26 protein-coding genes and 1 pseudogene are annotated in these 24,180 nt (G+C 67.6%); 15 read left to right on the forward strand and 12 right to left on the reverse strand.

What is annotated here, in order from left to right:
• Positions 1-111: 111 nt before the first annotated feature.
• From H7J86_RS28825 to H7J86_RS28860, 8 genes are all read left to right on the forward strand, one after another.
• Complete coding sequence (locus H7J86_RS28825) at positions 112-1,461, forward strand: ABC transporter substrate-binding protein (protein WP_267295109.1); 1,350 nt, start codon at positions 112-114, stop codon at positions 1,459-1,461.
• Positions 1,458-2,330 carry a carbohydrate ABC transporter permease gene (locus H7J86_RS28830; RefSeq protein ID WP_090357390.1) on the forward strand — a complete coding sequence of 291 codons (873 nt, stop codon included), beginning with the start codon at positions 1,458-1,460 and terminating at the stop codon, positions 2,328-2,330. The genes H7J86_RS28825 and H7J86_RS28830 overlap by 4 nt, the downstream gene beginning before the upstream one ends.
• On the forward strand, positions 2,327-3,130 hold the full coding sequence (locus H7J86_RS28835) for a carbohydrate ABC transporter permease (protein ID WP_267295111.1): 804 nt from the start codon (positions 2,327-2,329) through the stop codon (positions 3,128-3,130). The genes H7J86_RS28830 and H7J86_RS28835 overlap by 4 nt, the downstream gene beginning before the upstream one ends.
• Positions 3,127-4,185 carry an ABC transporter ATP-binding protein gene (locus H7J86_RS28840; protein ID WP_267295113.1) on the forward strand — a complete coding sequence of 353 codons (1,059 nt, stop codon included), beginning with the start codon at positions 3,127-3,129 and terminating at the stop codon, positions 4,183-4,185. The genes H7J86_RS28835 and H7J86_RS28840 overlap by 4 nt, the downstream gene beginning before the upstream one ends.
• Positions 4,186-4,302: 117 nt before the next feature.
• Positions 4,303-5,184 (forward strand): TIGR03854 family LLM class F420-dependent oxidoreductase, encoded by an 882-nt coding sequence (locus H7J86_RS28845; protein WP_267295115.1) that lies wholly within the window; start codon positions 4,303-4,305, stop codon positions 5,182-5,184.
• A 111-nt stretch (positions 5,185-5,295) separates the two neighbouring features.
• The gene (locus tag H7J86_RS28850; RefSeq protein WP_267295117.1) at positions 5,296-5,937 is read left to right on the forward strand and encodes a hypothetical protein; all 642 of its coding nucleotides are present in this window, start codon (positions 5,296-5,298) and stop codon (positions 5,935-5,937) included.
• Positions 5,938-5,942: 5 nt separating this feature from the next.
• Positions 5,943-7,025, forward strand: coding sequence for a threonine aldolase family protein (locus H7J86_RS28855; RefSeq protein WP_267295119.1), 1,083 nt, complete (start codon positions 5,943-5,945; stop codon positions 7,023-7,025).
• 84 nt (positions 7,026-7,109) lie between these two features.
• Positions 7,110-8,294: an acyltransferase family protein gene (locus tag H7J86_RS28860; protein WP_267295121.1), complete on the forward strand. Its 1,185-nt coding sequence runs from the start codon at positions 7,110-7,112 to the stop codon at positions 8,292-8,294.
• 10 nt (positions 8,295-8,304) lie between these two features.
• Here the strand turns inward: H7J86_RS28860 and H7J86_RS28865 are convergent, their stop codons facing one another.
• The 4 genes from H7J86_RS28865 to H7J86_RS28880 form a co-directional block, all read right to left on the reverse strand.
• A complete protein-coding gene (locus H7J86_RS28865; RefSeq protein WP_090357402.1) occupies positions 8,305-8,670 on the reverse strand; it encodes an RNA-binding S4 domain-containing protein in 366 nt (121 codons plus the stop codon).
• Between the two features lie 40 nt (positions 8,671-8,710).
• Positions 8,711-9,595 (reverse strand): cutinase family protein, encoded by an 885-nt coding sequence (locus tag H7J86_RS28870; protein WP_308204881.1) that lies wholly within the window; start codon positions 9,593-9,595, stop codon positions 8,711-8,713.
• 132 nt (positions 9,596-9,727) lie between these two features.
• Positions 9,728-10,603 carry a sialate O-acetylesterase gene (locus H7J86_RS28875; protein WP_267295123.1) on the reverse strand — a complete coding sequence of 292 codons (876 nt, stop codon included), beginning with the start codon at positions 10,601-10,603 and terminating at the stop codon, positions 9,728-9,730.
• A gap of 35 nt (positions 10,604-10,638) precedes the next feature.
• The gene (locus H7J86_RS28880; protein ID WP_090357406.1) at positions 10,639-11,283 is read right to left on the reverse strand and encodes a TetR/AcrR family transcriptional regulator; all 645 of its coding nucleotides are present in this window, start codon (positions 11,281-11,283) and stop codon (positions 10,639-10,641) included.
• Between the two features lie 70 nt (positions 11,284-11,353).
• Between H7J86_RS28880 and H7J86_RS28885 the strand changes: the two genes are divergently transcribed.
• The gene (locus H7J86_RS28885) at positions 11,354-12,574 is read left to right on the forward strand and encodes an oxygenase MpaB family protein (RefSeq protein WP_267295125.1); all 1,221 of its coding nucleotides are present in this window, start codon (positions 11,354-11,356) and stop codon (positions 12,572-12,574) included.
• 11 nt (positions 12,575-12,585) lie between these two features.
• Here the strand turns inward: H7J86_RS28885 and H7J86_RS28890 are convergent, their stop codons facing one another.
• Together H7J86_RS28890 and H7J86_RS28895 are read right to left on the reverse strand one after the other, a co-directional pair.
• Positions 12,586-13,164 (reverse strand): ATPase, encoded by a 579-nt coding sequence (locus H7J86_RS28890; protein WP_267295127.1) that lies wholly within the window; start codon positions 13,162-13,164, stop codon positions 12,586-12,588.
• 11 nt (positions 13,165-13,175) lie between these two features.
• Positions 13,176-13,565, reverse strand: a complete 390-nt coding sequence (locus tag H7J86_RS28895; protein ID WP_267295129.1) for a TA system antitoxin ParD family protein — start codon at positions 13,563-13,565, stop codon at positions 13,176-13,178.
• A 156-nt stretch (positions 13,566-13,721) separates the two neighbouring features.
• Here H7J86_RS28895 and H7J86_RS28900 point away from each other — a divergent pair, with 156 nt between their 5' ends.
• Positions 13,722-15,476: an MOSC and FAD-binding oxidoreductase domain-containing protein gene (locus tag H7J86_RS28900; RefSeq protein WP_267295131.1), complete on the forward strand. Its 1,755-nt coding sequence runs from the start codon at positions 13,722-13,724 to the stop codon at positions 15,474-15,476.
• Here H7J86_RS28900 and H7J86_RS28905 read toward each other — a convergent pair whose 3' ends face one another.
• Complete coding sequence (locus tag H7J86_RS28905; protein ID WP_170847239.1) at positions 15,477-16,109, reverse strand: FKBP-type peptidyl-prolyl cis-trans isomerase; 633 nt, start codon at positions 16,107-16,109, stop codon at positions 15,477-15,479.
• A 98-nt stretch (positions 16,110-16,207) separates the two neighbouring features.
• Between H7J86_RS28905 and H7J86_RS28910 the strand changes: the two genes are divergently transcribed.
• The 4 genes from H7J86_RS28910 to H7J86_RS28925 all read left to right on the forward strand — a co-directional run bounded on the left by H7J86_RS28910 (position 16,208) and on the right by H7J86_RS28925 (position 19,217).
• Positions 16,208-17,242 (forward strand): acyl-CoA dehydrogenase family protein, encoded by a 1,035-nt coding sequence (locus tag H7J86_RS28910; RefSeq protein WP_267295134.1) that lies wholly within the window; start codon positions 16,208-16,210, stop codon positions 17,240-17,242.
• A gap of 179 nt (positions 17,243-17,421) precedes the next feature.
• Positions 17,422-17,604 carry a hypothetical protein gene (locus H7J86_RS28915; RefSeq protein WP_139169945.1) on the forward strand — a complete coding sequence of 61 codons (183 nt, stop codon included), beginning with the start codon at positions 17,422-17,424 and terminating at the stop codon, positions 17,602-17,604.
• A gap of 139 nt (positions 17,605-17,743) precedes the next feature.
• Positions 17,744-18,706, forward strand: a complete 963-nt coding sequence (locus tag H7J86_RS28920; protein ID WP_090357417.1) for a hypothetical protein — start codon at positions 17,744-17,746, stop codon at positions 18,704-18,706.
• Positions 18,707-18,788: 82 nt separating this feature from the next.
• Positions 18,789-19,217: a type II toxin-antitoxin system Rv0910 family toxin gene (locus tag H7J86_RS28925; protein ID WP_090357419.1), complete on the forward strand. Its 429-nt coding sequence runs from the start codon at positions 18,789-18,791 to the stop codon at positions 19,215-19,217.
• 3 nt (positions 19,218-19,220) lie between these two features.
• On the opposite strand, the pseudogene H7J86_RS28930 reads toward H7J86_RS28925, so the two are convergent.
• Positions 19,221-19,970, reverse strand: a pseudogene (locus H7J86_RS28930) (L,D-transpeptidase); the annotation flags it as partial.
• A gap of 213 nt (positions 19,971-20,183) precedes the next feature.
• On the opposite strand from H7J86_RS28930, the gene H7J86_RS28935 reads away from it, so the two are divergent.
• A complete protein-coding gene (locus tag H7J86_RS28935) occupies positions 20,184-20,876 on the forward strand; it encodes a haloacid dehalogenase type II (RefSeq protein WP_090357423.1) in 693 nt (230 codons plus the stop codon).
• Positions 20,877-20,884: 8 nt separating this feature from the next.
• On the opposite strand, the gene H7J86_RS28940 is transcribed toward H7J86_RS28935, so the two are convergent.
• The 4 genes from H7J86_RS28940 to H7J86_RS28955 all read right to left on the reverse strand — a co-directional run bounded on the left by H7J86_RS28940 (position 20,885) and on the right by H7J86_RS28955 (position 24,177).
• Positions 20,885-21,793: an MBL fold metallo-hydrolase gene (locus H7J86_RS28940; protein ID WP_090357425.1), complete on the reverse strand. Its 909-nt coding sequence runs from the start codon at positions 21,791-21,793 to the stop codon at positions 20,885-20,887.
• A 131-nt stretch (positions 21,794-21,924) separates the two neighbouring features.
• A complete protein-coding gene (locus H7J86_RS28945; protein ID WP_267295136.1) occupies positions 21,925-22,920 on the reverse strand; it encodes an NAD(P)H-quinone oxidoreductase in 996 nt (331 codons plus the stop codon).
• Positions 22,917-23,417, reverse strand: a complete 501-nt coding sequence (locus tag H7J86_RS28950; RefSeq protein WP_267295138.1) for a hypothetical protein — start codon at positions 23,415-23,417, stop codon at positions 22,917-22,919. Before H7J86_RS28950 ends, H7J86_RS28945 begins: the two co-directional genes overlap by 4 nt.
• A gap of 151 nt (positions 23,418-23,568) precedes the next feature.
• A complete protein-coding gene (locus H7J86_RS28955) occupies positions 23,569-24,177 on the reverse strand; it encodes a class I SAM-dependent methyltransferase (RefSeq protein ID WP_267295140.1) in 609 nt (202 codons plus the stop codon).
• Positions 24,178-24,180: the final 3 nt, after the last annotated feature.

Raw genomic sequence — 24,180 nt, forward strand, 5'->3', positions numbered from 1 at the left:
GTCCGGCACGAGACGTCAGCGTAGCCGCGTGCCGGTAGGTGCTCGTTCAAGATCGCCGTGAGTTTTTCCCTCGCGCGGACCCCGGTCCTCTTCGTACCGTCACACCGCGTGATGTCTTCTGCCCTCTCGCGCCGCCGTGCGCTGCAACTGTTCGGACTCGCCGGGGGAGCCGCACTGCTGGCCCCCGCACTCGCTGCCTGCGGTTCCTCCGGTGGCGGAAATGCACTGGCCGCCAACACCGCGGTGTCGGGCAAGTTCGACGGTGTGACGCTGAAATTGTTGGTCAACCAGCCGCATGTGACTTCCTTCCGCGATGTGCTGGCCCCGGCGTGGAAGCAGCAGACCGGTGGCACGCTGGAGGTGACGGCGGCGCCGTACGACCAGCTGACCAGCAAGCAGATCCTCGACGTGCAAAGCGGCACCGGTGAATTCGACGTATTCGACTACTTCTACTTCGGTCTGGGCGACCTGGTGGATGCCGGCGCACTGGTCGATCTGACGGACTGGATCAACACCAACAAATCCGCGATCGGTGTGGACGGCTACCTGAAATCCATCTACGACCCGTACACGCTGCTGGGCGGCAAACGCTACGGACTGCCCTACGACGGCGACGTGCACATCCTGTTCTACAACGCCGAACTGCTCGAGCGGTACGGACTCGAGCCGCCCAAGACCTGGGACGAGTACGACACGATCGCTGCCAAGATCACCAGGGATTCCCACGGTGCCGCCTACGGCGCCATCGTGTCCGGCCAGCAGGTCCCGATGATCCTCGGCTGCTCGTACATCAACCGGCTGACCGGGTACGGCGGCGAATTGGTCGATGGCAGTGGTAAACCCGCGCTGACCTCCGACGCGTCGGTCGCCGCACTCACGCATCTCGTCGATGTCGCACCGGTGGCTTTACCGACGCCCTTGCAGGTCGGCTTCGACCAGGCGAACACGGCGTTCCTCAGCGGACAGGGCGCGCTGTTGGACACCTGGACCGATATGGCGTTGCGTGCCGAAGATCCGTCGGCGTCCAAGATCGCCGGCCGATGGGGCGCGGTCTCGCTGCCCGTCGGTGGTGCCAACACCACGCCGCGGGCCGCGTTGGACGCCGGCTTCGGCCTGGGCATCTCGGCGGCTTCCAAGCACCAGGATGCTGCCGCCGCGTTCCTGAATTGGGCCACTGCGGCGGCCCAGAACCTCAAAGTGTCCTCAACGGCGGGTGCGGGTATCGACCCGGTGCGCGGCGATGTCCTGAATTCGGACGGTTACGCCAAGGTGGTGACCAAGGCCATTGCCCCCATTCGCGAAGGACTGGGTGGCAATCCGCTGGTGTGGCCCAAGGAGAAGGGCGCACCCAAGCTGCTGCAGGACCTGGTCGACCAGCTGGCCTTGGCCATCGCGGGCACCCAGACCGTGGAGCAGTCACTGGAGAATGCACAGAAGAGCTGGGAGAGCGCCGCGACATGACGCGACGCGTCCCGCTCTGGCTGGCCCTGCCCGCCATCGCCGGACTGGTGTTGTTCCTGGTCTATCCGACCGGGTATCTGCTGGCGCTGGCACTCACGGATTCGTCGCTGGCGCACCCGTTGCGCGCGTTCACCGGCGTCGACAACTTCCAGACCGCTTTCGCCGCACCATCATTCACGCCGTCGCTGTGGCGGTCGACGCTGTTCGCCGCGGTCGCGACGGTACTGACCACCGGTCTGGGCCTGGCTCTGGCGCTGCTGCTTCGCGCCAGGGGCACCCGCTTCGGCGCGGTGGGCGCGTTGTTGCTGCTACCCCTGGTAACGGCGCCGGTCTTGATCGGCGTGTCATGGAAACTGTTACTGGCACCCGTCGGTGGCGGGCTGGCCGCTGCGTTCGCCGCGGTCGGGTTGGGAGGATTCAACCCACTGGGTTCCGGACCCGGAGCGTTCGCGGTGCTGCTCATCATCCATGTGTGGCAATGGACGCCGTTCGCCGTATTGATTCTGTTCGCCGCGCTCGGCGTGGTACGCCAAGACCTGCTCGAGTCCGCACGCGTCGACGGTGCCGGTGGGTGGCGCACCTTCACGACGGTGACCTGGCCGGCCATCGCCCCGACCGCATTGGCGGTGTCGACCCTCGAACTCGTCATCGGCTACAAGGTGTTCGATCTGATCGTCGTGATCACTTCGGGGGGACCGGGTTTCGCGACCACGCTCACGCCGTACGTCATCTATCAGACAGGTCTGCGGGGCAGTTTCGACATGGGCACCGCAGCCGCGCAGACCCTCGTGTTCGCGGTCGTCGTGGGAGCGGTGGCGACCGTACTCACCAAGGCCCGTGCCCGAGTGGTGAAGGTTGAGCAGACATGAGAACGCGTTGGATCGCTTCGGCCGCTGTGGTTGCCGCGGTCATCGTCGCCCTGGTGCCGATCGGGTATCTGGTGTCACTGTCGCTGCGGCCACCCGGGGATGTGCTGAACTCCAGCCTGTTACCGAGCCAGTGGACGTCGGCGAACTTCACCTCGGTGTTCGACACCATTTCGCTGGGATCGATGCTGCAGAACTCCTGGATCTCGGCCGTCGGCGCTGCCCTCCTCGCGGTGTCGATCGCCACGCCTGCAGCGTATTTCACGGCGCGCCGGTTCAACGGCGAACGCCTGCTGACCGCGCTGTTGGCGAGCTACTGCGCGCCACCGGTGGTGGCGATCATCCCGCTGTTCTTCCTGCTGCGCGACTTCGGCCTGACCAACCACGTGCTGGGCTTGGTCGTCGTCAACGGGGTGGCGAACGTGCCCGTGGCGGCCTGGCTGCTCGACGGATTCGTGCGGCGCATCCCGGTCGAGATCGATGAGGCCGCGGTGATCGACGGGCTGACCGTTGCGGGGGCCTTCCGCAAGGCGGTGCTGCCGCTGCTGTGGCCGGGCATCATCGCCGCGCTGCTGGTGGTGTTCTTCCTGAGCTACAACGATTTTCTGTTCGCCGTATATCTCGCCGTCACCAAGGAGAGTCAGACGTTGACCGTCGGTTTGTCACTGTTCCAAGGGGACCGCAACGTCCAGTTCGGCCAGCAGGCCGCCGCGGGTCTGCTGGGCATCGCGCCGGTGTACGTGCTGGCTCTGGTCGCACAGCGATTCCTGGTCGGCGGTCTCACCGCCGGGGCCACCAAATGAGCACGGTCGAGCTCAGCGGGATCACCAAGACCTACGGCGGCACGGCGGTCGTCGACGGCCTCGATCTCACGCTGCCGGATGGATCGCTGACCGTGCTCGTCGGGCCCTCCGGCTGCGGTAAGTCCACCACCCTGCGCATCACGGCCGGTTTGGAGACTGCCGACGGCGGGACGGTCCGTATCGACGGTCGCGACGTCACCGGTGCGGCGCCGCGGGAGCGCGATGTGGCCATGGTCTTCCAGAACTATGCGCTGTACCCACAGCTGAGCGTGGCAGGCAATATCGCGTTCCCGTTGCGCAATGCCGGCGTCGGCAAGGCCGAAGCCGCGCAGCGGGCTCGGGCCGCAGCCGTCCGCGTCGGGATCGAGGATCTGTTGACGCGCAAGCCGCGACAGCTGTCCGGAGGCCAGCAGCAGCGGGTGGCCATCGCCAGAGCGTTGGTGCGCACCCCGTCGGTGTTCCTGTTCGACGAACCGCTGAGCAACCTGGACGCGAAACTGCGCGTCGAGTTGCGCTCCGAAATCCGGCGGCTACAGCAGGAACTCGGCATCACCGCGCTGTACGTGACACACGACCAAGAGGAAGCGATGACGATCGCCGACCAGTTGGTGGTGCTCAACGCCGGCAGAATCGCTCAGCGGGGGACACCCGAAGAGTTGTACCGCACGCCGGCCGACACGTTCGTCGCCGGCTTCATCGGATCACCGGGTACCAATCTCGTCGACGGAACAACTCGCGACGGGGTCTTCGAAGTCGATGGGCTGTCGTGGCCGGTGCCGGCGGCGGTCGCGGGCGCGGTGACCTTCGGGGTGCGGCCCGAGGATCTGATCGTGGCACCCGATGCCGATGGGCACGCGCGGGTGGATCTGGTCGAGCTGCTCGGTCCGCGTTACGTGGTGATCGTGAAGGTGGGCGAGCGCAGGCTCACCGCGGTCATCGAGGCGTCGGTGGTGGCCGCCTGGCCGGCCGTGCCGCAGCCCGGTGATCGGGTGCGGGTACAGGTGCGGCCCGGCCGCGAGCATCTCTTCGACGCCGCCACCGGAGCCCGCCTGTGATTTGGGCGTGCTTACCCGCGCTCAGCGCGGGTAAGCACGCCCAAATCACGCAGGCGGCGACGAAGACCGGCACAAAACCGCGCCCCGTGGTGTTGTGACAGCCGAAGGGTGGTGCCTGTGAAGATCCGATTCGGCGTGGGGCTGGGAGCAGATGTCGGCCCGGAGCGGTTGCCGGCGATCGTCGACCATCTCGAGAGTGCGGGCATCGACTCGCTCTGGTTCTCCGAGCTGGTGTACTCGCCCGCCGTCGACCCGGTCGTCGGGATGGCGTTCGCGCTGGCTCGGACGAAGCGGCTCAAGGTCGGCACCTCCGTGGCCGTGCTGCCGGGCCGGCATCCGGTGCTGGTGGCCAAGGAGCTGGTATCGCTGGCGGCGCTTGCGCCCAAACGGGTTCTTCCGGTGTTCGGTCTGCGCTCGGCGTCGCCGGCCGAACGGGATCTCTTTCCGGTGCCCGACGGTCGCCGCGCCGCGGTGTTCGACGAAGCTCTGCGGCTGCTGCGGAGGGTGCTCCGCGAGGATGAGGTGACGTTCACCGGGGACTATCACCGAGTTCGCGACGCCATCATCGTCCCGAAACCGAATGTCCCGCTTGACATCTGGGTGGGTGGATCATCGCCGGCGGCGTTTCGGCGGATCGGCACCCTGGCCGACGGTTGGCTGGGCAGCTTTCTGACGCCGCAGGAAGCCGGCCGGGCGCGGGTGGCCATCATCGAAGCCGCCGAGCGGGCCGGGCGGGCGATCGAACCCGACCACTACGGGATCAACCTGGCGGTCGGTGACGGCGAACTGCCACCTACGATCGCCGACGCGATCCGGGCGCGGCGGCCCGACCTCGATCCGTCCGAGCTGGTCGCACCCGACTGGCCCACCCTGCACCGGCGTCTCGACGAGTACATCGCCGCCGGGTTGACGAAGTTCGTGGTCCGGCCACTCGATGCCTCCGATGACGCGAAGTTCCTGGACAGATTCGCCAAGGAGTTGCTTCCGCGGCAGAACTGAGGTCCTCACCCGGGTGCGCCGACCGGCCGACCCTGTGCGTTCGCGTTGACGCGGGAGCGGGCGGACGTGGAGGATTACGGGCACGTGTCTAGGAGAGGACAACCTGTAGTGATGTTTGAGCGGATCTCCACTGCGGTGAAGGCCGCGCTCGTCGGCGGTTTCCTCGTGGGCGGCGCATTGGCCGGTGCCGGTCAAGCCTGCGCCGATCCCGAGCCGCTGATTCCGACCCCGGCTCCCGGGGCACCCGACGCGGTCGCCGCGCCCGCCCCCGGTCAACCGGTATTGGTGGCCGGCGAACCCGCCGGTGCGCAGCCCCCGCCGCCGCCCGGCGCCCCGCCGGTGCCCGAGGTGTCCAATCAGCAGTACGGCCAGGGCCAGACGCCCGGGCAGCTCGGCTACCTCCGCGATATCTGGCACACCTTCCACAGCGCGAACCCCATCGACGAGCTGACGATGGCGCCCGAAGACGCAGGAGTCGGGACCGGAGCGCCTCCCGGCGCTGGCCCCGCGCCCAAGCTGCCGCCCGGCTACACGTCGCTGACCGATCCGAGTTCGTCGACGCCCGCACTGCCGGTGGCTCTTCCGCCGGCCGGGACCCCGGGCGGCGGCCCGGCGCTGCCGCCGGGATATGTCGCGCTCAGCGATCCGCACCCGCCGGCGTGGGTGACCGATCCGGCTCCGGGCGCCGCCCCCGCGGCACCGGCCGATCCGGCCGCACCGCCGATCGTTCCGCCCGGCGCGCCGACGCCGTAACCGGTGTGCCGGTAACGCGTCTGCACGACCCGTCCTGGCGCGGGTTCGCAAGTGACAACTATGCCGGGGTGCACCCGGAGGTCCTCGAGGCCATCGCCGTCGTCAATGGCGGTCACCAGGTCGCCTACGGAGGCGATGTGTACACCGCACGCCTGCAAGAGGTGATCCGGGAGCATTTTGGTGCACAGGCCGAGGTGTTCCCGATCTTCAACGGCACCGGCGCGAACGTCGTCGCGTTGACCAGTGTGCTGCCGCGCTGGGGCGCGGTGGTCACGGCGTCCACCGCTCACATCAACACCGACGAAGCCGGCGCCCCGGAGCGCATGACCGGCATCAAGCTGCTGACGGTGCCGACGGCGGACGGCAAACTCGACCCCGAGCTGGCCGCCCGTGAGGCGTGGGGCTGGGGCGACGAGCACCGGGCCCAGCCGTTGGCCGTGAGCATCACCCAAGCCACCGAGATGGGCACCGTGTACACCGTGGACGAGGTGCGGGCCCTCACCGACTTCGCCCACGCACGCGGGATGACGGTGCACATGGACGGTTCCCGGTTGTGGAACGCGGCTGCGGCGCTCGACGTGCCGTTGCGTGCGTTCACCACCGACGCGGGTATCGACATCGTGAGCCTCGGCGGTACGAAGAACGGTCTGCTCGGTGCGGAAGCGGTGGTGGTGCTCAACCCCGATCGTGCCGTCGGCCTGGTGTATCTGCGCAAGCTGACGATGCAACTGGCGAGCAAGATGCGTTTCGCCTCGGCGCAATTGCTGGCTCTGTTCGATGGTGGATTGGGTATCCGCAGTGCCGGCCATGCCAACGCCATGGCGGCCAGGCTGCGGGCGGCACTGGCGGCCGGCGTCGCCGAGGGCACCTTGCCGGGGCTGTCGTTCACCCAGCAGACATCGGCGAACGCGGTGTTCGCCACCTTGCCCATCGCGATCGCCGATCGGATCCGTGAGCGGGTGCGGTTCTACGACTGGGACCGGGCGCGAGGCGAGGTGCGGTGGATGGCCGCATGGGACACCACCGAATCCGATGTCGACCACTTCGTCACCGTCATCGAAGAGGAATTCGCGCGCGCATCGCTGTGACCATTGCTGTCGACGACGCCCGCGGGGATCGGATTCAGATCGCTGCGCACCATGGGTAGTGCCGGTCGGGCACACTGAGGAGTTGTGGGGGATTCGCTACCGGAACCCGCCGGCGGGACGCGAACGTTCCTGCCGGCGCTGCAGGGCCTGCGCGCGGCCGCTGCGCTTGCGGTCGTGGTCACCCATGTCGCGGTGCAGACCGGAGAGTTCCACGGACTGCACGGGCGCCTGCTGATCCGGCTGGATCTCGCGGTGGCGGTGTTCTTCGCGTTGTCGGGGTTCCTGCTCTGGCGCGGCCATGCCGCCGCGGCCCACGGGTTGCGGCCGGCGCCTGCCACCGGACCGTACCTGCGCTCGCGGCTGGTGCGGATCATGCCCGCTTATCTGGTCGCGGTGGTCCTCATCCTGGCGTTGCTGCCCGACGTCCATTTCGCCGACCTTTCGGTGTGGCTGGCCAACCTGACCCTCACCCAGGTCTACGTCCCGCAGACGCTCGTCGCCGGACTGACCCAGATGTGGAGCCTGTCGGTCGAGGTGACGTTCTATCTGGCGCTGCCATTGCTGGCGTTGGCTGCGGCGAAACTTCCGGTCAGGATGCGGGTGCCCGCCATCGTGGCGGTCGCGGTGGCCAGCCTCGGCTGGGGTTACCTGCCCATCCCGGCTCCCTATGAGGCGAATCCGCTCAATTGGGCGCCTGCGTACGCCTCGTGGTTCGCCGTCGGCATGCTGCTCGCCGAGTTGACCTGCCGTCCCGAGGGCCGTGTGCACCGGCTCGCCCGCCGCCCGGTGCCCATGGCGGGCCTCGCACTCGTCGCCTATGTGCTGTCGGCGTCGCCGCTGGCGATTCCGGCGGTGGGGGTACATGCCAGTGTCGAGCAGTTCGTCTTCAGAACGGCGATGGGTGCCATCATCGCCTGGGCACTGCTGGCGCCGCTGGTTCTGGACCGGCCGTCGGCGTCGCATCGGGTGCTGGCCAGCCCGGTGATGGTCACCTTGGGTGAATGGTCCTACGGCTTGTTCATCTGGCATCTGGCGGCGTTGAGCCTGGTGTTTCCGATGCTGGACCGGCATCCGTCGGACGGCGGGTTCGTCGGGGTTCTCGTGCTGACCTTGTTCTTCGGCCTGGCGATGGCCGCGGTGAGCTACGCCCTCATCGAGGAACCCTGCCGAATGGCCCTGAACCGCTGGGAGGTTCGGCGGAAGGCCGCCGTCCTGCCGCTCGCCGGTTCCGCCGGTGCACAGGACGGCACCCGGACCAGGGCCGCCTGAATCCACGGTGTCACAGCCGGCCGGCCCGCCATTTGTCCAGGACGCGCCGATCCCGTTTGGTCGGACGGCCGGCCCCGCGGTCGCGGATGGCCACCGGTGCGGCGACGGCTGGTGGCGCGGCAGGTGTCCGGTCGAGGTAGCAGGTCACGGCATCGGCGGCGCCGACCCGCTTCTGGATCACCCGTACCACTTCGACGGTCCGGGTGGTGTCGCCTACGCGGGCGCGGACCGTGTCACCGGGGACCACCGTGGTGGCGGGTTTCGCCGTCCGGTCGTTGACCCGCACGTGTCCCGCGCGGCAGGCTTCCGCGGCGTCCGGTCGGGTCTTGGTCAATCGCACGGCCCACAGCCAGCGATCTACGCGCGTCGACTCCATGGGTCCATCATGACCCGCCGGTGTCGCAGTGCGGCTCGGACTAGAGGACCGGTGCGGTGGGTGCGCCCGTCCCCGGGGCGATACCCGGCGCCGGCGCCGCCGCCATCACGGGACCGGGAGGCGGCCCGAGCGGGGCGGCGGGGGTGAGGGTGACCGGGGGCGGCGTGCCACCCAGGTGCGCGGTCACGGGAATCGGCGCCGCGGGGGCCGGCCCGGTGGACGGCGCCGTGGGGGCCGTGGCGGCCCAACTTGCCTGCAGGGCATTGGCGGCGAAAGCCGCCGCCTGGTCGACCATCCCGGCGTCGAAGTAGGTGTTGTGAGCGGAGAAACTGCGCCCGGCCGGATCGCACACCAGATCGTTGTCGACGCACAGATCGACGGTCTTGGCCAGGTAGTTGGGGCCGACGTTAACGGTGGGATCGTTGATGGCGCGCATGAAACGGGCCGAAGGTTTTCCGAAAAGGGTAACTGCGGCAACGTGATTGGCGATCTCGGGCGGCATCGGTGCGGGCACGGCGGCGGGGTCCACACCGTCGGGGATGGTGCTGGAGGTGACGAATCCCATCACCGCGGCGCCCTGGGAGAACCCGCCCAGCACCATCTTGGTGTCCGGGCAGGTGGCTGCGGTTGACAGGATGCGCGCCCGCGCGTCGGAGATACCGCTGACGGCGGTGGCGAAATCGAGGGTGGCCGGATAGTCCACCGCGTAGGTCCCCACGGACTTACCCGGAAGCCGGTCACGGAGCGCGGCGATGAAGTCGGCGCCGGTGGGACCGGGACCGGGGTCTTCGGTGGTCCCTCGGGCGAAGATCACCTCGGCGTCCGGGCAGCCCACCGCGTGGGCGGCCGGGATTGCCGCATTCTGCAGAATCGCTGTTGCGGCGGCGGCGACACCGACCGCAGCAACGTTGCGCCAGGAGGTCACGGACTCATGCTGACACAGCGCGAGGCCGACTGCGTCGTACCGCCAGAGTCCTATCACCGAAGCCACAACGTCTTTTTAGAAATTGGGGGTCATCCGCGGCGCCGCCTCCGGCATCCGACCGCGGTCGCCCCCTCAGCGCCGGTAGCTATCGAGTCTGTCGGCGTCGAGTTGCCGGTAGGCGTCCCACATATCGCTGCCCATGGCGCGGACACCGGAGGCGTTGTAGTGCCGATCGGTGTCGCTGTTGAACGCGTTCCGGTGGCCTGGGACGAAGGCAGTCCGCGGGAGTCGGCGCGGGGTGTCCTCGTGCACGGCGTTGATCGGCCGGTAGTCCTTGCCGCTGTGCTCCATCTCCTCGGGAACCATGCCGCCCACGATGATCGGCAGTCCGGGGCCGTATCGGGCGCGCAGATCCTCGAACAGCGCGTCGAGTCTGCGCTGATAGTCCGGCGCTGTCAGGAGCGGGACATCGGACTCGCCCTGGTGCCACAGCACCACGGCCACAGTGGCATCCGGAAAGCGAGCGAGCGCCGCGTTGATCGAGGCCACCGCTTCCCGGTACAGATTGCGCCGAGTCGTGGTGTTCCCGATATCCCAGGTGTAGCCGTTCTTCGGGTGGAACGAGGTGTCGCCGCGTGCGCAGGGCACCAGGAGTACGGGGCGGTTGGTCGCCTCCGCAAGCGCCTTGCCGAATGTCACGCCGAAACCGACACGCCGCGAAGGAGTCTCATGCAGGAGCGGGTCGACGGCGAGGATCGCCGTGTTCTTGGCTCGCCCACAGTTGGCCCACTGGTGCACCAGCGGGTGGGGTGTGTCGGCCGCGTCGAGCGGCAACCCCATGCCGAATGCGTTCGACTGCCCCAGGATCGGGACGATCAGATAGGGCTCATCCGGAGGCGTCACGGAAATACCCTTCGGGGCGAGGAGGCGTTTGACCGCGCTCTTGAGTTCGCGTGCCGCCCGTTTCCACAAGGGGACATCGCCGTCGGGGTTCCGGCGGTTCGGCATGCCTTGCACAGTACAACCGCGGCGCGGGGCGCCGGCTACCGCTCGACGGTGTCCTGAACGACCGCGACGCACAGGCGGGCGCAGGCGTTGGCCAGTTCCTCGACCGTCTCGGTGTCGGGGTTCGACGGATTGCGCAACCACTCCGCGATGATCTGGTTGACGCCGCCGACCATGAACACGGCGCCGCGGCGCAGGATCGCCGGTTCGGGCAGCCGCGCGCCCAGTACCGAGGGGGCCTGTTCGATGATCGAGGCGACGATCATGTCGAGCAGCTGCATCCGGTGTTCGAGTAGACCGGGCACACCCGTCACGTCGCCGGAGACGATCCGGTGCAGGTGCGGGTCCGCGGCGACGATGTTCAGGAACGCCGTCAGCGCCGCGCGGAGTTTGTCCCGCAGGTCCCCGCTCTCGCCGATGCCCGCTACGAGCATGGCTTCGAGCAGCTGCACGCGCACCTCATCGACGATCGCGAAGAGGAGGGCCTCGCGGCTGTCGAACTGTTCGTAGAAATAGCGGGTGATCAAGCCCGCGGACGCGCAGACGCCGCGCACGGTGACCTCGTTGAGGCCGGATTCACCCCAGATCGTTCGGCCGGCGGATATCAGCTTGCGGCGACGTTCGGCGCGACGGTCCGCTGCCGAGATGCCGCCGTAGTCGCGCACCACTTCCGCGCGTTTCATTGACAGCACCTTACCCCCGAGCCTATTTTTGATCACAGATGTAGTCCAAAAGGCTCAAAGGGGAGCACCGATGTCCGCGCATATTCCGACTCGCCACCCCGAGTCGCCCCGTCCGGTACCCGGGATGATCAAGCTGCTGGCGCTCGCACTCGGGATCCGCACCCCATCCGCGGACCAGTGGCGCAGGCTGGGGGAGCGCCTCACCGTCGGTGACGAGCCCATGGATCGGCTGCTGGACTGGATGATCGACACCGGCCTGGCGCAGACCCGACCCTTGTTCGACCGGGCTCTCGCCGAGGGCATCGCCAGCGTTCCCGAGGCGCCGCAACCGCTGCGCGATTTCTTCCTCACGGTCGAGGCGGTACCCGCCTGGGTGGATCCCGCGGTGCTGCGGCGCGGCCAGCGGGCGTTATGCCGGGGCGGCGCGGACGGCATGTATGTCGCGCGGGATGTATCCCTGCTGGGCGGGTATCAGTTCGCCGGTTTCAACAAGACGCTGTTGCGTACCGGGGCGCTGGAGAAGGGTTCCAACAAGCGCTTCGCCGAGACCATGCAGTGGGCCATGGACGTCATCTCCGAGGACGGGCTGCAACCGCAGGGAATCGGGTACCGATCCACGATCCGCGTGCGGCTCATCCACTCCTTCGTACGCAGGCATGTCGGACAGATGCCGGATTGGCAGGCCGAGGCCTGGGGTGTGCCGGTCAACCAGACCGATATGGCGGCGACGCTGGTCGGTGCGCTCATCGCGCCACCGGTGGGTGGACTCGGGATGGGAATCCTCAACGCACCAGAGGATCTGGAGGCCATCGCCCACCTGACGCGCTACGTGGGGTGGCTCATCGGTGTCGAGGACGAATGGTTGCCGAACAGTTTCCGTGACGCCATCCGGATCCTGTTCCACACGCTCACGGCGTTGTCGACCCCCGACGAGTCGACCCGCCAGCTGGCCGTGCCCATGGCGGACGACCCGCTGGGGTGGCACTACGACAGCCTGCGTGGGCTACGGAGGCGGCTGGCGCGACTTCAGCACCTGTCGGTGACCAGTGCGTTCCTCGGCCCCCGCGGGATGAGAATGCTGGGGCTGCCCGCTCACGTGCCGCCGTGGTACCCGCTGATGCGGTTGCCGGTCAATGTGATTCGCAGTGTCATCGCCATGGCGGCTCCCGGTGGGATGGAGCGCGCCGCCCTGCGTGGACAGCGGGAACAGCTCGCGTTGCTACGGACGATGATCGGTGACGGCGAGGCGGCCATCGGCGAATCCGCCGTACACGTGAGCCGGGTGGCATAGCCGCCCCGCGATCACTGCGGCCACTGGCGTGTCAACTCGTCGGCGGCCCAGTCCGGCCAACCGGGTTGTCCGATCAGCAAGCCGGAACTGATCTGTGCCACGACACGTGGCCCCCGGACGCCCGAATTGTCGTACACGGTGGTGGTGTCGGCGATTCGGGCGGCCCGCGTGACCAGGGTCCACAGCCGCCGGTGGCGTTCGCGGATCTTGTCCTCGGGAACGCTGTGCCCGCCGGCCGACACACGCAGCCGCACCCGATGAACGGCCAACTCCTCGGGGATGATCAGGATATGAAGCGCGACAACGTATCCGGCAGTTGCGGCTTCGGTGAGCAGATCGAGTTTCGACGGGTGGGAGAAGACGGTCTCGGCGATGAACGAGTCGCCCCGCGTGATCAATGCGGAGCGGGTGGTTGCGGCGATCCGCGCCGCCTCGTAGGAATGCGCCGTAGGATCGTCGGGCCAGCGCCGCTTGGCGATCTCATCGGCGTTGACGAAGGCACTGCCGGGCAGCAGGGGAGCGAGGGTCAGTTCGACGAAGGTGGATTTACCCGCTCCGTTGGGGCCGACGACGAGGTCGAGACGTTTCACCGCCGCTCAGGTCAGGACGCCGGGCCCAGCGCCACGGAGGTGCCGTCGGGGTGGTACTCGATCAGCCGGCCCTCCTCGTCGATGGCCACCGTGGTGATGCCGCGCGCCGCCAGGGCGGCACCGTAGTCGGAGCGTGCCAACTTCTCTTCGATGGCGGCGCTGATCTCGGCGTTGAACACCACGCCTTCTTCTTCGCAGAGGTCGGCCAGGGGCAGGGTTCCGGACAGGGCGGCCTCGACCCGGCGGCGGGGGGCGGTCTGCTGTGCGGACACCGCCCGCCCCACGCGGGCCCAGTGGTCGAGCTGCTGCTTGGCTGAGCGGCTCTGCCTGCGGCCTTCAGCTGCCGCGCTGTCGAACAGGTCGGCGGCAATACGGGTCGGCTTGTCGGCGACGTCAGTCACGATAGGCTCCTGTAGCAGAGTGCAACGATATGTAGCAATATGCTACAGCGCTGGGTGGGGTTCCGCCAACGGCCGTAGCCCGGCCGGATGCGCTGGCCGGGGTTCGGTGGCCGACACCCCTCCGGAAAGTGTCTGGTGGAACTAGGCTCGACGGCCATGGCGACACTCGCATCGGTGAATGTCGGCTTGCCGGCAGAGGTGTCCTGGAAGGACCGCATCGTCTATACGGGCGCCTGGAAAACGCCGGTCGAGGGCCCGCGGATGGTTCGCCGGCTCAATATCGACGGCGACGGCCAGGGCGATCTGGGCGGCCACGGCGGAGAGAACCGCGCGGTGCTGGTTTATCAACTCGACTCGTACCGGCATTGGATGACCGAACTCGATCGCGACCTGCACCCTGGTGACTTCGGGGAGAACTTCACCGTCGACGGACTGCCCGACGACGAGGTGTGTATCGGTGACCGGTACCAGATCGGCGAGACCCTTCTCGAGGTGACGCAGCCCAGAGTCACGTGCTATCGACTGGGTCTGCGCCTTGACGAGCCGCGTATGGCCGCCCTCCTGGTCTCGCACCGTCGGCCCGGATTCTATTGCCGGGTATTGCGTGAAGGGCATGTCCAGGCCGGCGATGACATCGTGAAGGTCGCCGACGGCCCGGAAGGTGTGACCGTGGCCGAGATCGACGCGTTGCTCTATCTGCCGGGCCATCCCCGCGCAGGTCTGCAACGCGCACTGCGTATCGACGCGTTGAGCCCGGGATGGAAGACCTCGCTGCGCGCCCTGCTCGACGATGCCGGGGAAAGCGTTGCCGCAGCCGGGAATCGCGGGTTGACGGGGACATCCGCGGGCCCGCCGGCGTGGTCCGGGTGGCGCGCGCTGCGGGTGGTCGAGGTCGAACGCGAGGGCTTGGAGGTCACCTCGTTCACGCTGGCCGACGCGCAGCCGCTGCCCGAATGGCAGGCGGGGCAGTCGATTGCGGTGCGGGTACCCGACGACGGTGGCACGGGCAGTCTCATTCGGAACTATTCGCTGTCGAATGATCCCACCTCGGGCAGATATCGCATCGGCGTCAAACGCGAATCGCAGGGCGCGGTCAGCCGGTGGATACACGAGCACGTCGCCGTCGGCGCCGCACTCGATATCGCCGCGCCGCGTGGGACTTTCGTTCTCGGGACCGATACCGGCCCGGTGATCCTGATCTCGGCCGGGGTCGGAGTGACCCCGATGCTGTCGATGTTGCACGCCCTCGCCGCCGCCCACCGGGATCGTTCGGTGTGGTGGCTGCACGGGGCGCGCGACGGTGCCCGGCAGGCCTTCGCCGCGGAAGTACGTGACCTGTTGAAGACGCTGCCGCGCAGCGTATCTCGGGTCTACTTCAGTGCGCCCGCGGAGTCCGACCGAATCGGCGTCGACTATGACGAGCCGGGCCGGATATCGGTGGATGCGCTGCGCCGGCTCGATCTCCCGGTTGACGCATCCGTGTTCGTCTGTGGTCCGGAGGCGTTCATGCGGGATGTCGGCGAGGCGCTTGTCGAGTGCGGTATCGATGCCACCAAGATCAACACCGAGATTTTCGGTGCCCATACCGCACTCACGCCGGGGCTGATTCCAACCGCGACCGTTGCACCGCATCCGCCGCGCGGCCCCGTCGGTGCGGGACCCATGGTGCAATTCGCACGCAGCGCGCTGTCGGCGCCGTGGGGCGCCGGGTACGGCAGCATGCTCGAGTTCGCGGAGGCATGTGATGTGCCGACCCGTTGGTCATGCCGCACCGGCGTCTGCCACAACTGCGAAACAGCCCTGCTCGCCGGCGACGTCGACTACACCCTCGAGCCGCTGGATCCACCGGCGGCGGGAAACGTGCTGTTGTGTGTGTCCACGCCCCGGAACGACGTGGTCATCGACCTGTGATCAGGCGGTCGCGTCCAGGATCTTGATCGCGAACACGAGGCTGTCACCGGCCTGGATTCCGGCAGCCGGCTGCCCGTTGGGGTAGCCGTCGGCCGAGTTCATCGCGACCGCGACGGTCGACCCGACCTTCTGGCCCGCGATGGCCTTCTGGAAGCCGGGCACCACGCCGTTCAGCGGGAAATCGGCCGGGGTGCCCCGCTCGTAGCTGCTGTCGAACACCGAGCCGTCGCGACCGTTGACGCCCATGTAGCAGACCAGCACGGTGGCCGTCGGGGACACGACAGGTCCGTCGCCGGCTTTGAGGGTGTGCACCTGGGTCTCGGTGACGCTGAACGGTCCGCCGACCTTCACATACGGCGCCGTCGTGTCGGTGGAGCCACTGACCTCGACGTTGCCGGTCGTGCCTGCCAACGTCCACTCGGGTGTCCCGACGCTCGCAGGCGCCGCGGTGGGGCAGCCGGGGGTCGCCGGGGGTGCCTCGGGAATCGAGGACCCGACCTGAGCGATCGACGGCGAGCTCGCCGAGGGTTTCGACGACTTGTCCGAGTCCGAGCCGCATGCGGAAAGCGTCATGACCAGGGAAGCGGCACCGGCCAGGAGTGCGACAGAGGCAGAGACACGGGAAGAGTTCACGACCGCCACGCTACAACCGCGCGACACGGGCTTGCTGCTGGCCCCGGCCGCGGAGCGTGGACCACCATCGCGGGCACCGCTGGGTTACCGTCGGCGTCGTGACCGATACCGACACGGCACGTCTGGTCGCGGCGGCCCACGATATCGCCGATGGCGTGTTGTTTCCCGCATCGGTGGAGGTGGACCGGACGGGAACCGTGCCGACGGGCCACTGGCAGCGGCTTGCCGAGTCCGGGTTGTACGGCGTCGCGGCGCCCGCCCAGCTGGGCGGACCGGGCCTGGGGCTGCCACAGCTGGTGGAGATCCTCGAGACGCTGGCCGGGGCATGCCTGGCCACCACGTTCACCTGGGTTCAGCATCACGGCATGGTTGCGGCGCTGGCCGCCTCCCCGAACACCGCGCTGCGCGACGAGGTGCTGCCGGAGGTCGTGGCCGGGCGGATCCGGGGTGGCGTGGCCTACGCCGGTGCGGTCCCCGTTCCTCCGCGGGTGCGCGCCGAGCGCGTCGACGGCGGATGGCGGCTGTCTGGTCATGCGCCGTTCGTGAGTGGCTGGGGCATCATCGATCTGCTTCAGATATCCGCGGGCGATATCACCACCGGCGATATCGTCGCGGGGGTGATTCCGGCGAAACCGCAAGCCGGAATCACCAACGTGAGCGCCGTTCCGCTGTTCGTCGCCGACGCGACGCGGACGGTGTCGCTGGACATCGACGGCCTGCTGATTCGCGATGATCGCATCGTGAGCCGGGTCAGTCGCCCAGATTTCATGGCGAATCAGAACTTCGGCTCACGCCTGAACGGCACGTTACCGCTGGGTATCGCCGGGCGGTGCACCCGACTGATCGACGCGCTGGGCCATGGTGATGCCGCAATGGCGTTGCAGGCCAAGGCCGAGGCCGTCCGCGCGCGTCTGGATGCCGGTATGACCGACTCGGCTGAGCTGCTGGCGGCGAGGGCCGAAGGGGCCGAGTTGGCGGTACGGGCGGCCGGCGCTTTGGTGGCCGCCACCGGCGGACCGGCGCTGACCATCTCCTCACCCGCGCAGCTGCTGGCCAGGAACGCCACCTTCACCGTGGTCGCGGCAAGTCGTCCCGAGCTCAAAGAACTTCTGGTGGGCCGGTTTTCGTTCTGACCTCGGTTCGGACATGGCCCGCGCGAAGCGAAGCGCCGCAACAATATTGGTTGCGCTCCCGGTGAGCGATCGGTCATGATGCAATCGGGAGTCGGGTGAAGCATGGGGATGCTCCGCTTCCGTGTCGGTCAGGGGAAACCGGGGGGACTGCAAAAATGGCGTGCCGAAAAGGTGATGTGGTGACTGCCCGCAGGCGGATCGAGGGCATGGATGTTCCGGCGGTGCCGGCCGGTTCCACGGGTACGGTCGTGTCGACCTCAGTCTTCGGGCGGCCCAAGCGCGTGCAGTTCGTGGTGGCCGACGCCTGGGGTGACAAGCACTTTCAGGTCGAGGTCGGCCGTGGTGACGTGCTGCACCACTGAACCGGTGGTGTCCGGGTTGTGTGACCCATGTCATGGGGTCAATTTCCGGTTGGGCGCGTAACGGCCCGATACGGCCGGGTACCCGGAGATCAAGGTGCACTTGCGCCGACACATCCGCCAACGTAAAGGGGCGAACTCCATGTCTATCGCTGACACCACCACACTGCTTGCACAGCTGCGCACCGTATTGGACCTGACCAACACCGAGGTCCAGATCGCCGAGACCAGGGTTGTCCAGGCCCGCACGGAGGCCGTCAAGCGTGAGCTGACCCAGAACGCCGCCAACGGCCGCGATCGCGCCGCAGCCATCGAACAGGCCATCCGTGACCTGGGCGGCTATCCCGATGTCATCGGCCCGTTCCTCGGCCGCGCCGCGGCTGCGGTCAAGGCGCTGACCGAGCAGGCCGAGCCGTTCGACGAGGCGCTGCTCGGTGACCTGGCGCTGGAGGACCAACTGCTCGACCGTTCGCGTTACATCAAGGCGCTGGCGGTGGCTGCCAAACAGCCCGAGATCATCGCGCTGGCCGACCGGCTGATCACCGCGCACGCCGCGACGGTGGAGTGGTTGACGACCGTGCTGGCCGAGGATGCGCTGGGTGGCCCGGCCGCGCTTCGTCGCACGCCGCTGCAGGCGGCGACCGGCGCGGCGGTGAAATTGGCCAATCTGCCGGGGCTGTGGACCGCGCGCGGCGTGGACCGCGCGCTGGAGGTCCTTCGCAACATCCGCCCGAATGTCGATCAGCTGATCGACCGCGGCGCGCACGCCGGGGAGTTGGCCGGCCGAGTGCTGTCCGGTTCGCGTGATGCCGCACTGGCCGCTGCCGAGGACATCACCCGAGGTGACGGCGCCGACCAGGCCGCCGACGCGCTGCACGCGCTGCGCAGCGCGTCCGGGGCGCTGGATCCCGCCGAGCTGCCCATCGCCGACTACGACGAACTTCCTGTGGCCGAGGCGATCTCGGCCGTCAAGGAACTGACCGATCCCAGCGACATCCGGGTCATCGTGGCGTGGGAGGAAGCGCACAAGAACCGTCAACGCGTTGTCTCGGCGGCGCAAACCAGGCTGGCCGCGATCGCACAAGAGGTTGTCGGGATCAGCTGACCCGACCGATGACGGTGCCCCGTGCCCTAGCCGCGGGGCACCGTGTCGTGTCCGCACACAGAACAGAAAGTACCGACCTGCCATGGCAAAAGTCGACGTGTCGGTGTCGTCGGATCTGACACCGGATCAGGCCTGGAAACTGGCCTCAGACCTACAGCGATTCGAGGAGTGGCTGACGATCTTTGCCGGCTGGCACAGTCCGCCGCCCGCTTCCATCGAGGCAGGTACCGAGGTGTCGTCGCTGATCAAGGTGAAAGGTTTCCGCAATACCATTCATTGGCGGGTCACCGATTACGAAGAACCGCAGAGAATTCGGCTTGTCGGTCGGGGACGTGGCGGGGTGCAGATCGCCCTGGCGATGACGGTGGCCGACGAGCAGCCTGGATCGGCGTTCCATCTGGTGGCCGACCTGTCCGGTGGGCTTCTCGGTGGGCCGGTCGGCTCGCTGGTCGCCGCGGTATTGAAGTCCGACGTCCGCCGGTCGGTGCAGAACCTCGCCGAACTGCGTTGAGGCTCAGGCCCACTGCTCCCACGGCACACTCCAGTCGCCGTTCTGCCAGAGCTGCAACGGTTTGCCGCCGGTATTGCGCACCTCGACGACATCGCCGGGCACGGAGAAGTTGTAGAACCACTGCGCATTGTCGTGGTTGAGGTTCAGGCAGCCGTGGCTGGTGTCGGTCTTGCCCTGCGCCCACACTGTGGCATCCAGCTCGTGCAGGTACACACCGTCGGTGCTGACGCGCACCGCATAGGGGATCGACTCCTTGTATCCGAGGTGGGAGTTGATCGGCAGACCGTAGGTGGACGAATCCATGATCACCGGATTGCTCTTGTCCATCACGGTGTAGACGCCCGGTTGCGTCCAGAAGCTCAATGTCGTGTTGCCGACGGTTTCGGTGCCGCCCCGGCCCATCGACGTCGGCATGGTGCGCACCAGCGTCCCACCGTCGTACACGGTGACCTGTTTGGTCTTGTCATCGGCGATCGACACGTGCGACGCGCCGATGGTGAACGTGACCGGAGCGTCCCTGCCGACGGTGACGACGGTGCCGGGGGCGTAGTACTGCGGCGGCCGCCAATGTGCGGTCGTGTCATTGACCCAGTGCCAGGCGCCGGTGACCGGAGGTTCGGTGGTCACCGCGAGTTGTTGTTCGGCCGCGCCACGATCGGTCACGGGCGCGGCGAAATGGGCCACCACGACCATGCCGATTCCGTAGGTGCCGCCGTTCTGCACCGGTGCACCCGAGGTGGACGTCAGCGACACGGCGGGCGGCGGATCATCGGCGCGAGACAGCCCTGCCGGCCCGTACAGCACGGCGGCGAGCACCGTGCCGGTCAGCGCAAGCAGCGCAGTACTTCGGCGCGCACGTTCCATCGGCCACACTCCGTCTCCCGGTGCTGAGCTTGTCGAAGCCGGATCCTAGCCGTGGTTGCTGTGAACGCCTCCGACTGCCGCCCGGGTCGGTAGGGTCGTGGTGTGCGGTTCCGCGCTTACCTTTTCGATGTACAAGGCACCCTTCTCGATTTCTTCGGGCCCGTGAGCCGTGCCGTCAAGGACTTCCTGGACGCGAATCAGATCACCACGGTGGATCCGGGGGAGTTCACCCGGGACTGGCGGACGAACTACTTCCACCGGGTGAGAACACTGTCGCAGTCCGTCGACCAGTGGCACCCGGTGCAACGCGAATACGCCGCCGGGTTCGGCGAGGTCTGCGTCAGTCACGGACTGGCCGAGCCGACCTGGGCCGCTGCGGAATCGGTCGCGTCCAGCTGGCAGCGGCTTGAGCCCTGGCCCGACGTGCGGGCCGGAATGGCGCGTCTGCGCCGGGATGCGCTCACCGCGACGTTGTCGAATACCGATATGAGCACCATGGTCTCGCTGTTCAAGAACCTGGCGATCGACATCGACGCGGTCTTCACCGCTGAACTGGTCGGCGCGTTCAAACCCGACCCCAGAACCTATCTGCGGGCGGTGCGGTACCTCGGCGTGCAGCCCCACGAAACGGCGATGGTTGCCTGTCACCCCTATGACTTGAACGCGGCGACGTCGCTCGGGTTGGGCACCGTCTTCCTGAGCCGTCCCCACGAGTACGGCGATCCGCACTTCGCTCACGAGATGGCTGCCGGGAGTGTCGACCAGGTCGTCCGCGCCGTCGGCGATATCCGGTGATGCGCCGGTCAGAAGTCCCAGGTTGCCGGCACACACCGGAAGGCGTCGCCGGCGACGGCGACGTGGCAGACCGAGGGGAAGGGAAGGTGGGTGGCGACCAGCGACTCCCCGGTCGCCGCCAACTCCCGTAGAAGCTGGATTCGAACGCGGGCCGCCTCTTGCGGATCGTGCTCAAAACCGTTCTGCCACTCCGGGTTGTCGAACCCGGGCGCGAACACGGCATCGCCGGCGAACGTGAGCTTGTCCCCGCGCGACTCCAGACGGACCACGCTGTGTCCTGGGGTGTGGCCGCCGGTGCGGCTGATGAGCACTCCTGGTGCCACTTCGTATTCCGTCTCGAAGGTGCGCAGCCGGCCGTGGTATTCGTCGAGGAACTGCGTGGCGACCCGACGAAGCACGTCCGGTATGGGCGCGGGCATGACGGTGTGCGAGAAGTCGGGCGCCGCCCAGAACTCGGCCTCGGCGGTAGCGGTGTGCACGCGCAGGTCCGGACGCAACCGTTCTTTCAGTCCCTGGGTGAGCAACCCGCCTACATGGTCCATGTGCAGGTGGGTGAGTACCACATCGGTCACGGAGGCGAGATCGACACCGGCGGCTTCCAGTCGTTGGACTGTCTGCCCAGCCCGGGGGAAGTCCGGGAACTCCAGTCCCAGCCCGGCATCGACGAGGATGGTCCGGTCGCCGCTGCGCACCACAACGACGTTCAGCGGCCAGTCGACCACCTCGGGCGGCAGGAAATTGTCGTCCAGCCAGGTGGCGAGTTCTGTTGATTCCACATTGGTGGCCAACGTCGAGGCAGTGATCGGCAGTACGCCGTCGCTGATCACCAGCACCTCGATATCGCCGACGCCTACCGCGTAGCGCGACGGGACCAACTCGCCGATAACGCCGGTGCGGGAAATGTTGTCCAAGCTCATGCTGCTGTTCTCCTGAGGGCGGTACCCGAAGGCACGGTGGTAGTGACCTGTCCTCTGCGTTGATCGCCCTCCGTGGCGGGGATTCATCCCGACATCGCGTGCGCCGGCGCGGAACCACCGCCGGGACCCGCTCACAGCTCCCGACGGCCCCGGTTGTCGAGTATCACCTTGCCCACCGTCTGCTTGGACTCGAGGAGTTGGTGCGCCCGCGCTGCCTCGGCCATGGGAACGATGGTGTCGACGACCACCCGAACAGCACCACTCTCGAACAGGGGGAGGACATCGCGGGTCACCCCGGCGATGATGTCGGCCTTCTGATGAATCGGGCGAGCTCGCAGCATGGTGGCGGTGACACTGGCACGTTTGGACATCAGCAGTCCGATGTCCAGCAGCGTCGGTGTGGTCGAGCCGCCGATGATCACCAGATGCCCGTCCGCGGCCAGACATTCGAGATTGCGGGCAAGGTAGTCCGAACCCACGACGTCGAGGATCGCGTCGACCCCGCGGCCGTTGGTCGCTTTCAGGGTGGCGGACACGAAGTCGTGGTCGCGGTAGTTGATCGCGGTATGGGCGCCGAGCTCCAAGCCGATACGCACCTTGGCATCGCTGCCGGCAGTGGTGATGACATGTGCCCCGATCGCGGTGGCCCATTGGATGGCGAAGGTGCCTATACCGCCGCCCGCTCCGTGGATCAGCACGGTCTGGCCTTCGGTGAGTCCTGCGGTCATCGCGAGGTTGGAGTACACGGTGGCTGCGACCTCGGGCACGGCCGCGGCTTGCACCACGGTCAAACCGCGCGGGATCGGCATGACCTGGGTGGCCGGGACCGCCACCTCGTCCGCGTAGCCGCCGCCGTCCAGGAGCGCGCATACGCGATCCCCGACCGACCACCTGGCGACGTCGGTTCCGACGGCGGTGATCGTGCCGGCGCATTCCAGCCCAAGCGGGCGCGGCGCCCATGCCGGGACGGGATAGTGCCCGCGGCGCTGCATGAGGTCGGCGTTGTTGACCCCCGCCGCCTCGACACTGATGACCACTTCGTGGGCGCGGGGAAGCAACGGTGGTACGTCCTGCCACTGCAGAACAGCGGGTGGGCCGGGCTGGTCGAAGACGATGGCGGAGCTCATCGTGCAGTGGCCCGTCGTGCGATGCTCTCGGCGTACAACGGTGTCTCGACCCGGCAATGCCTGCCCGAGGCCTCTTGCCGGGCTTGTGCCGCCTCGTCGAACGTCTGCCCGTTCTTGGCGATGAACGTCAAGAAATCCTCGGTGGGGTGCGAGGTCACCGTGTTGGTGTAGCGGCAGCGGTCGCCGTCGAGCTGCTCCATCCGGAGCTCCCAGATGACCTGCGTCGTCGTCCATCCCGCCGGGGTGAGAATGTCCGACAGCGACACCATCTTGCAATAATGCGCCTCGGCCACCTCGAAACGGTATTGCTGGATCACCAGGCCGGTCCCGATCATTTCGACGTTGATCGACATCGGCGTACCGTCGTCATCCACGGTGTAGCCCGCAGCCTTGTGATCACCAGGCGCGCAACGCTGATACTCGTGTGTGGGAAGGGTTTTCAGCCATTGCGCAATATCGACACGATCGAAGTTCGCCTCCACCTCGGCGGTGACCACTGCATGTGAAAGAACCAGATCGTCGCGAACCGCGTTACCCATTGACCGCTCCTGTCGTAACCCTGTCGGCCGGTGTGGCCGGGGGATGCAGACAAGCATGTCGGCCCGCGACGCGGGCAACAATGACGCTGGCGTGACCGCGGCGGTACCGCTAGCCTCCATTGCGGCGGGCAAGCAGGTGGACTTCCGGGAAGCGGTGCACACCGTCGGGCCGACTGACCATCCGCCACTGTTCGTCGAAACCACCTTCGGTGAGCACACTGGCGAGTTCATCTGGATGCCAGCGCCACGCCGGGGCCACGGCATGGTCGAAAGATGTTGCCGGACCGGGTATGTCGGAAGACTGGGATGCGATCAGCACGGGTGCGCCAGGACTGAGCCGGCGGGTCCACAGCCGGAGGATCCCGGGCACCAGATCGGGTGGAATGTGGATCAGACTGAAGCGAGCGATGATCGCCGCGACAGGTCCCTGCACCCGGGTGATGGCCGCGTCGTCCTCGACGAACCTGAGATGAGGGTAGGTCCGGCGGGCGATGGCCAGCATCGCGGGGCTGGGATCGCAGCCGATCACGTCGAGGCCGCGCCGCGTGAGGTCGTCGGTGACATGTCCGATCCCGCATCCCACGTCGATGACGACGCCCGCGGTGCGAATATCGTCCACAAAGGCCGCCACCGCGTGTTGTTCGATCGGTGCCTGATACGGGCCGGGAAACACGGCCGCATAGCGTGCGGCAAGTGCGTCGTATCCCGGCTGTGTCATGTG

The sequence above is a fragment of the Mycobacterium hackensackense genome, assembly GCF_025822555.1.
GTDB classification, from domain to species: domain Bacteria; phylum Actinomycetota; class Actinomycetes; order Mycobacteriales; family Mycobacteriaceae; genus Mycobacterium; species Mycobacterium fluoranthenivorans.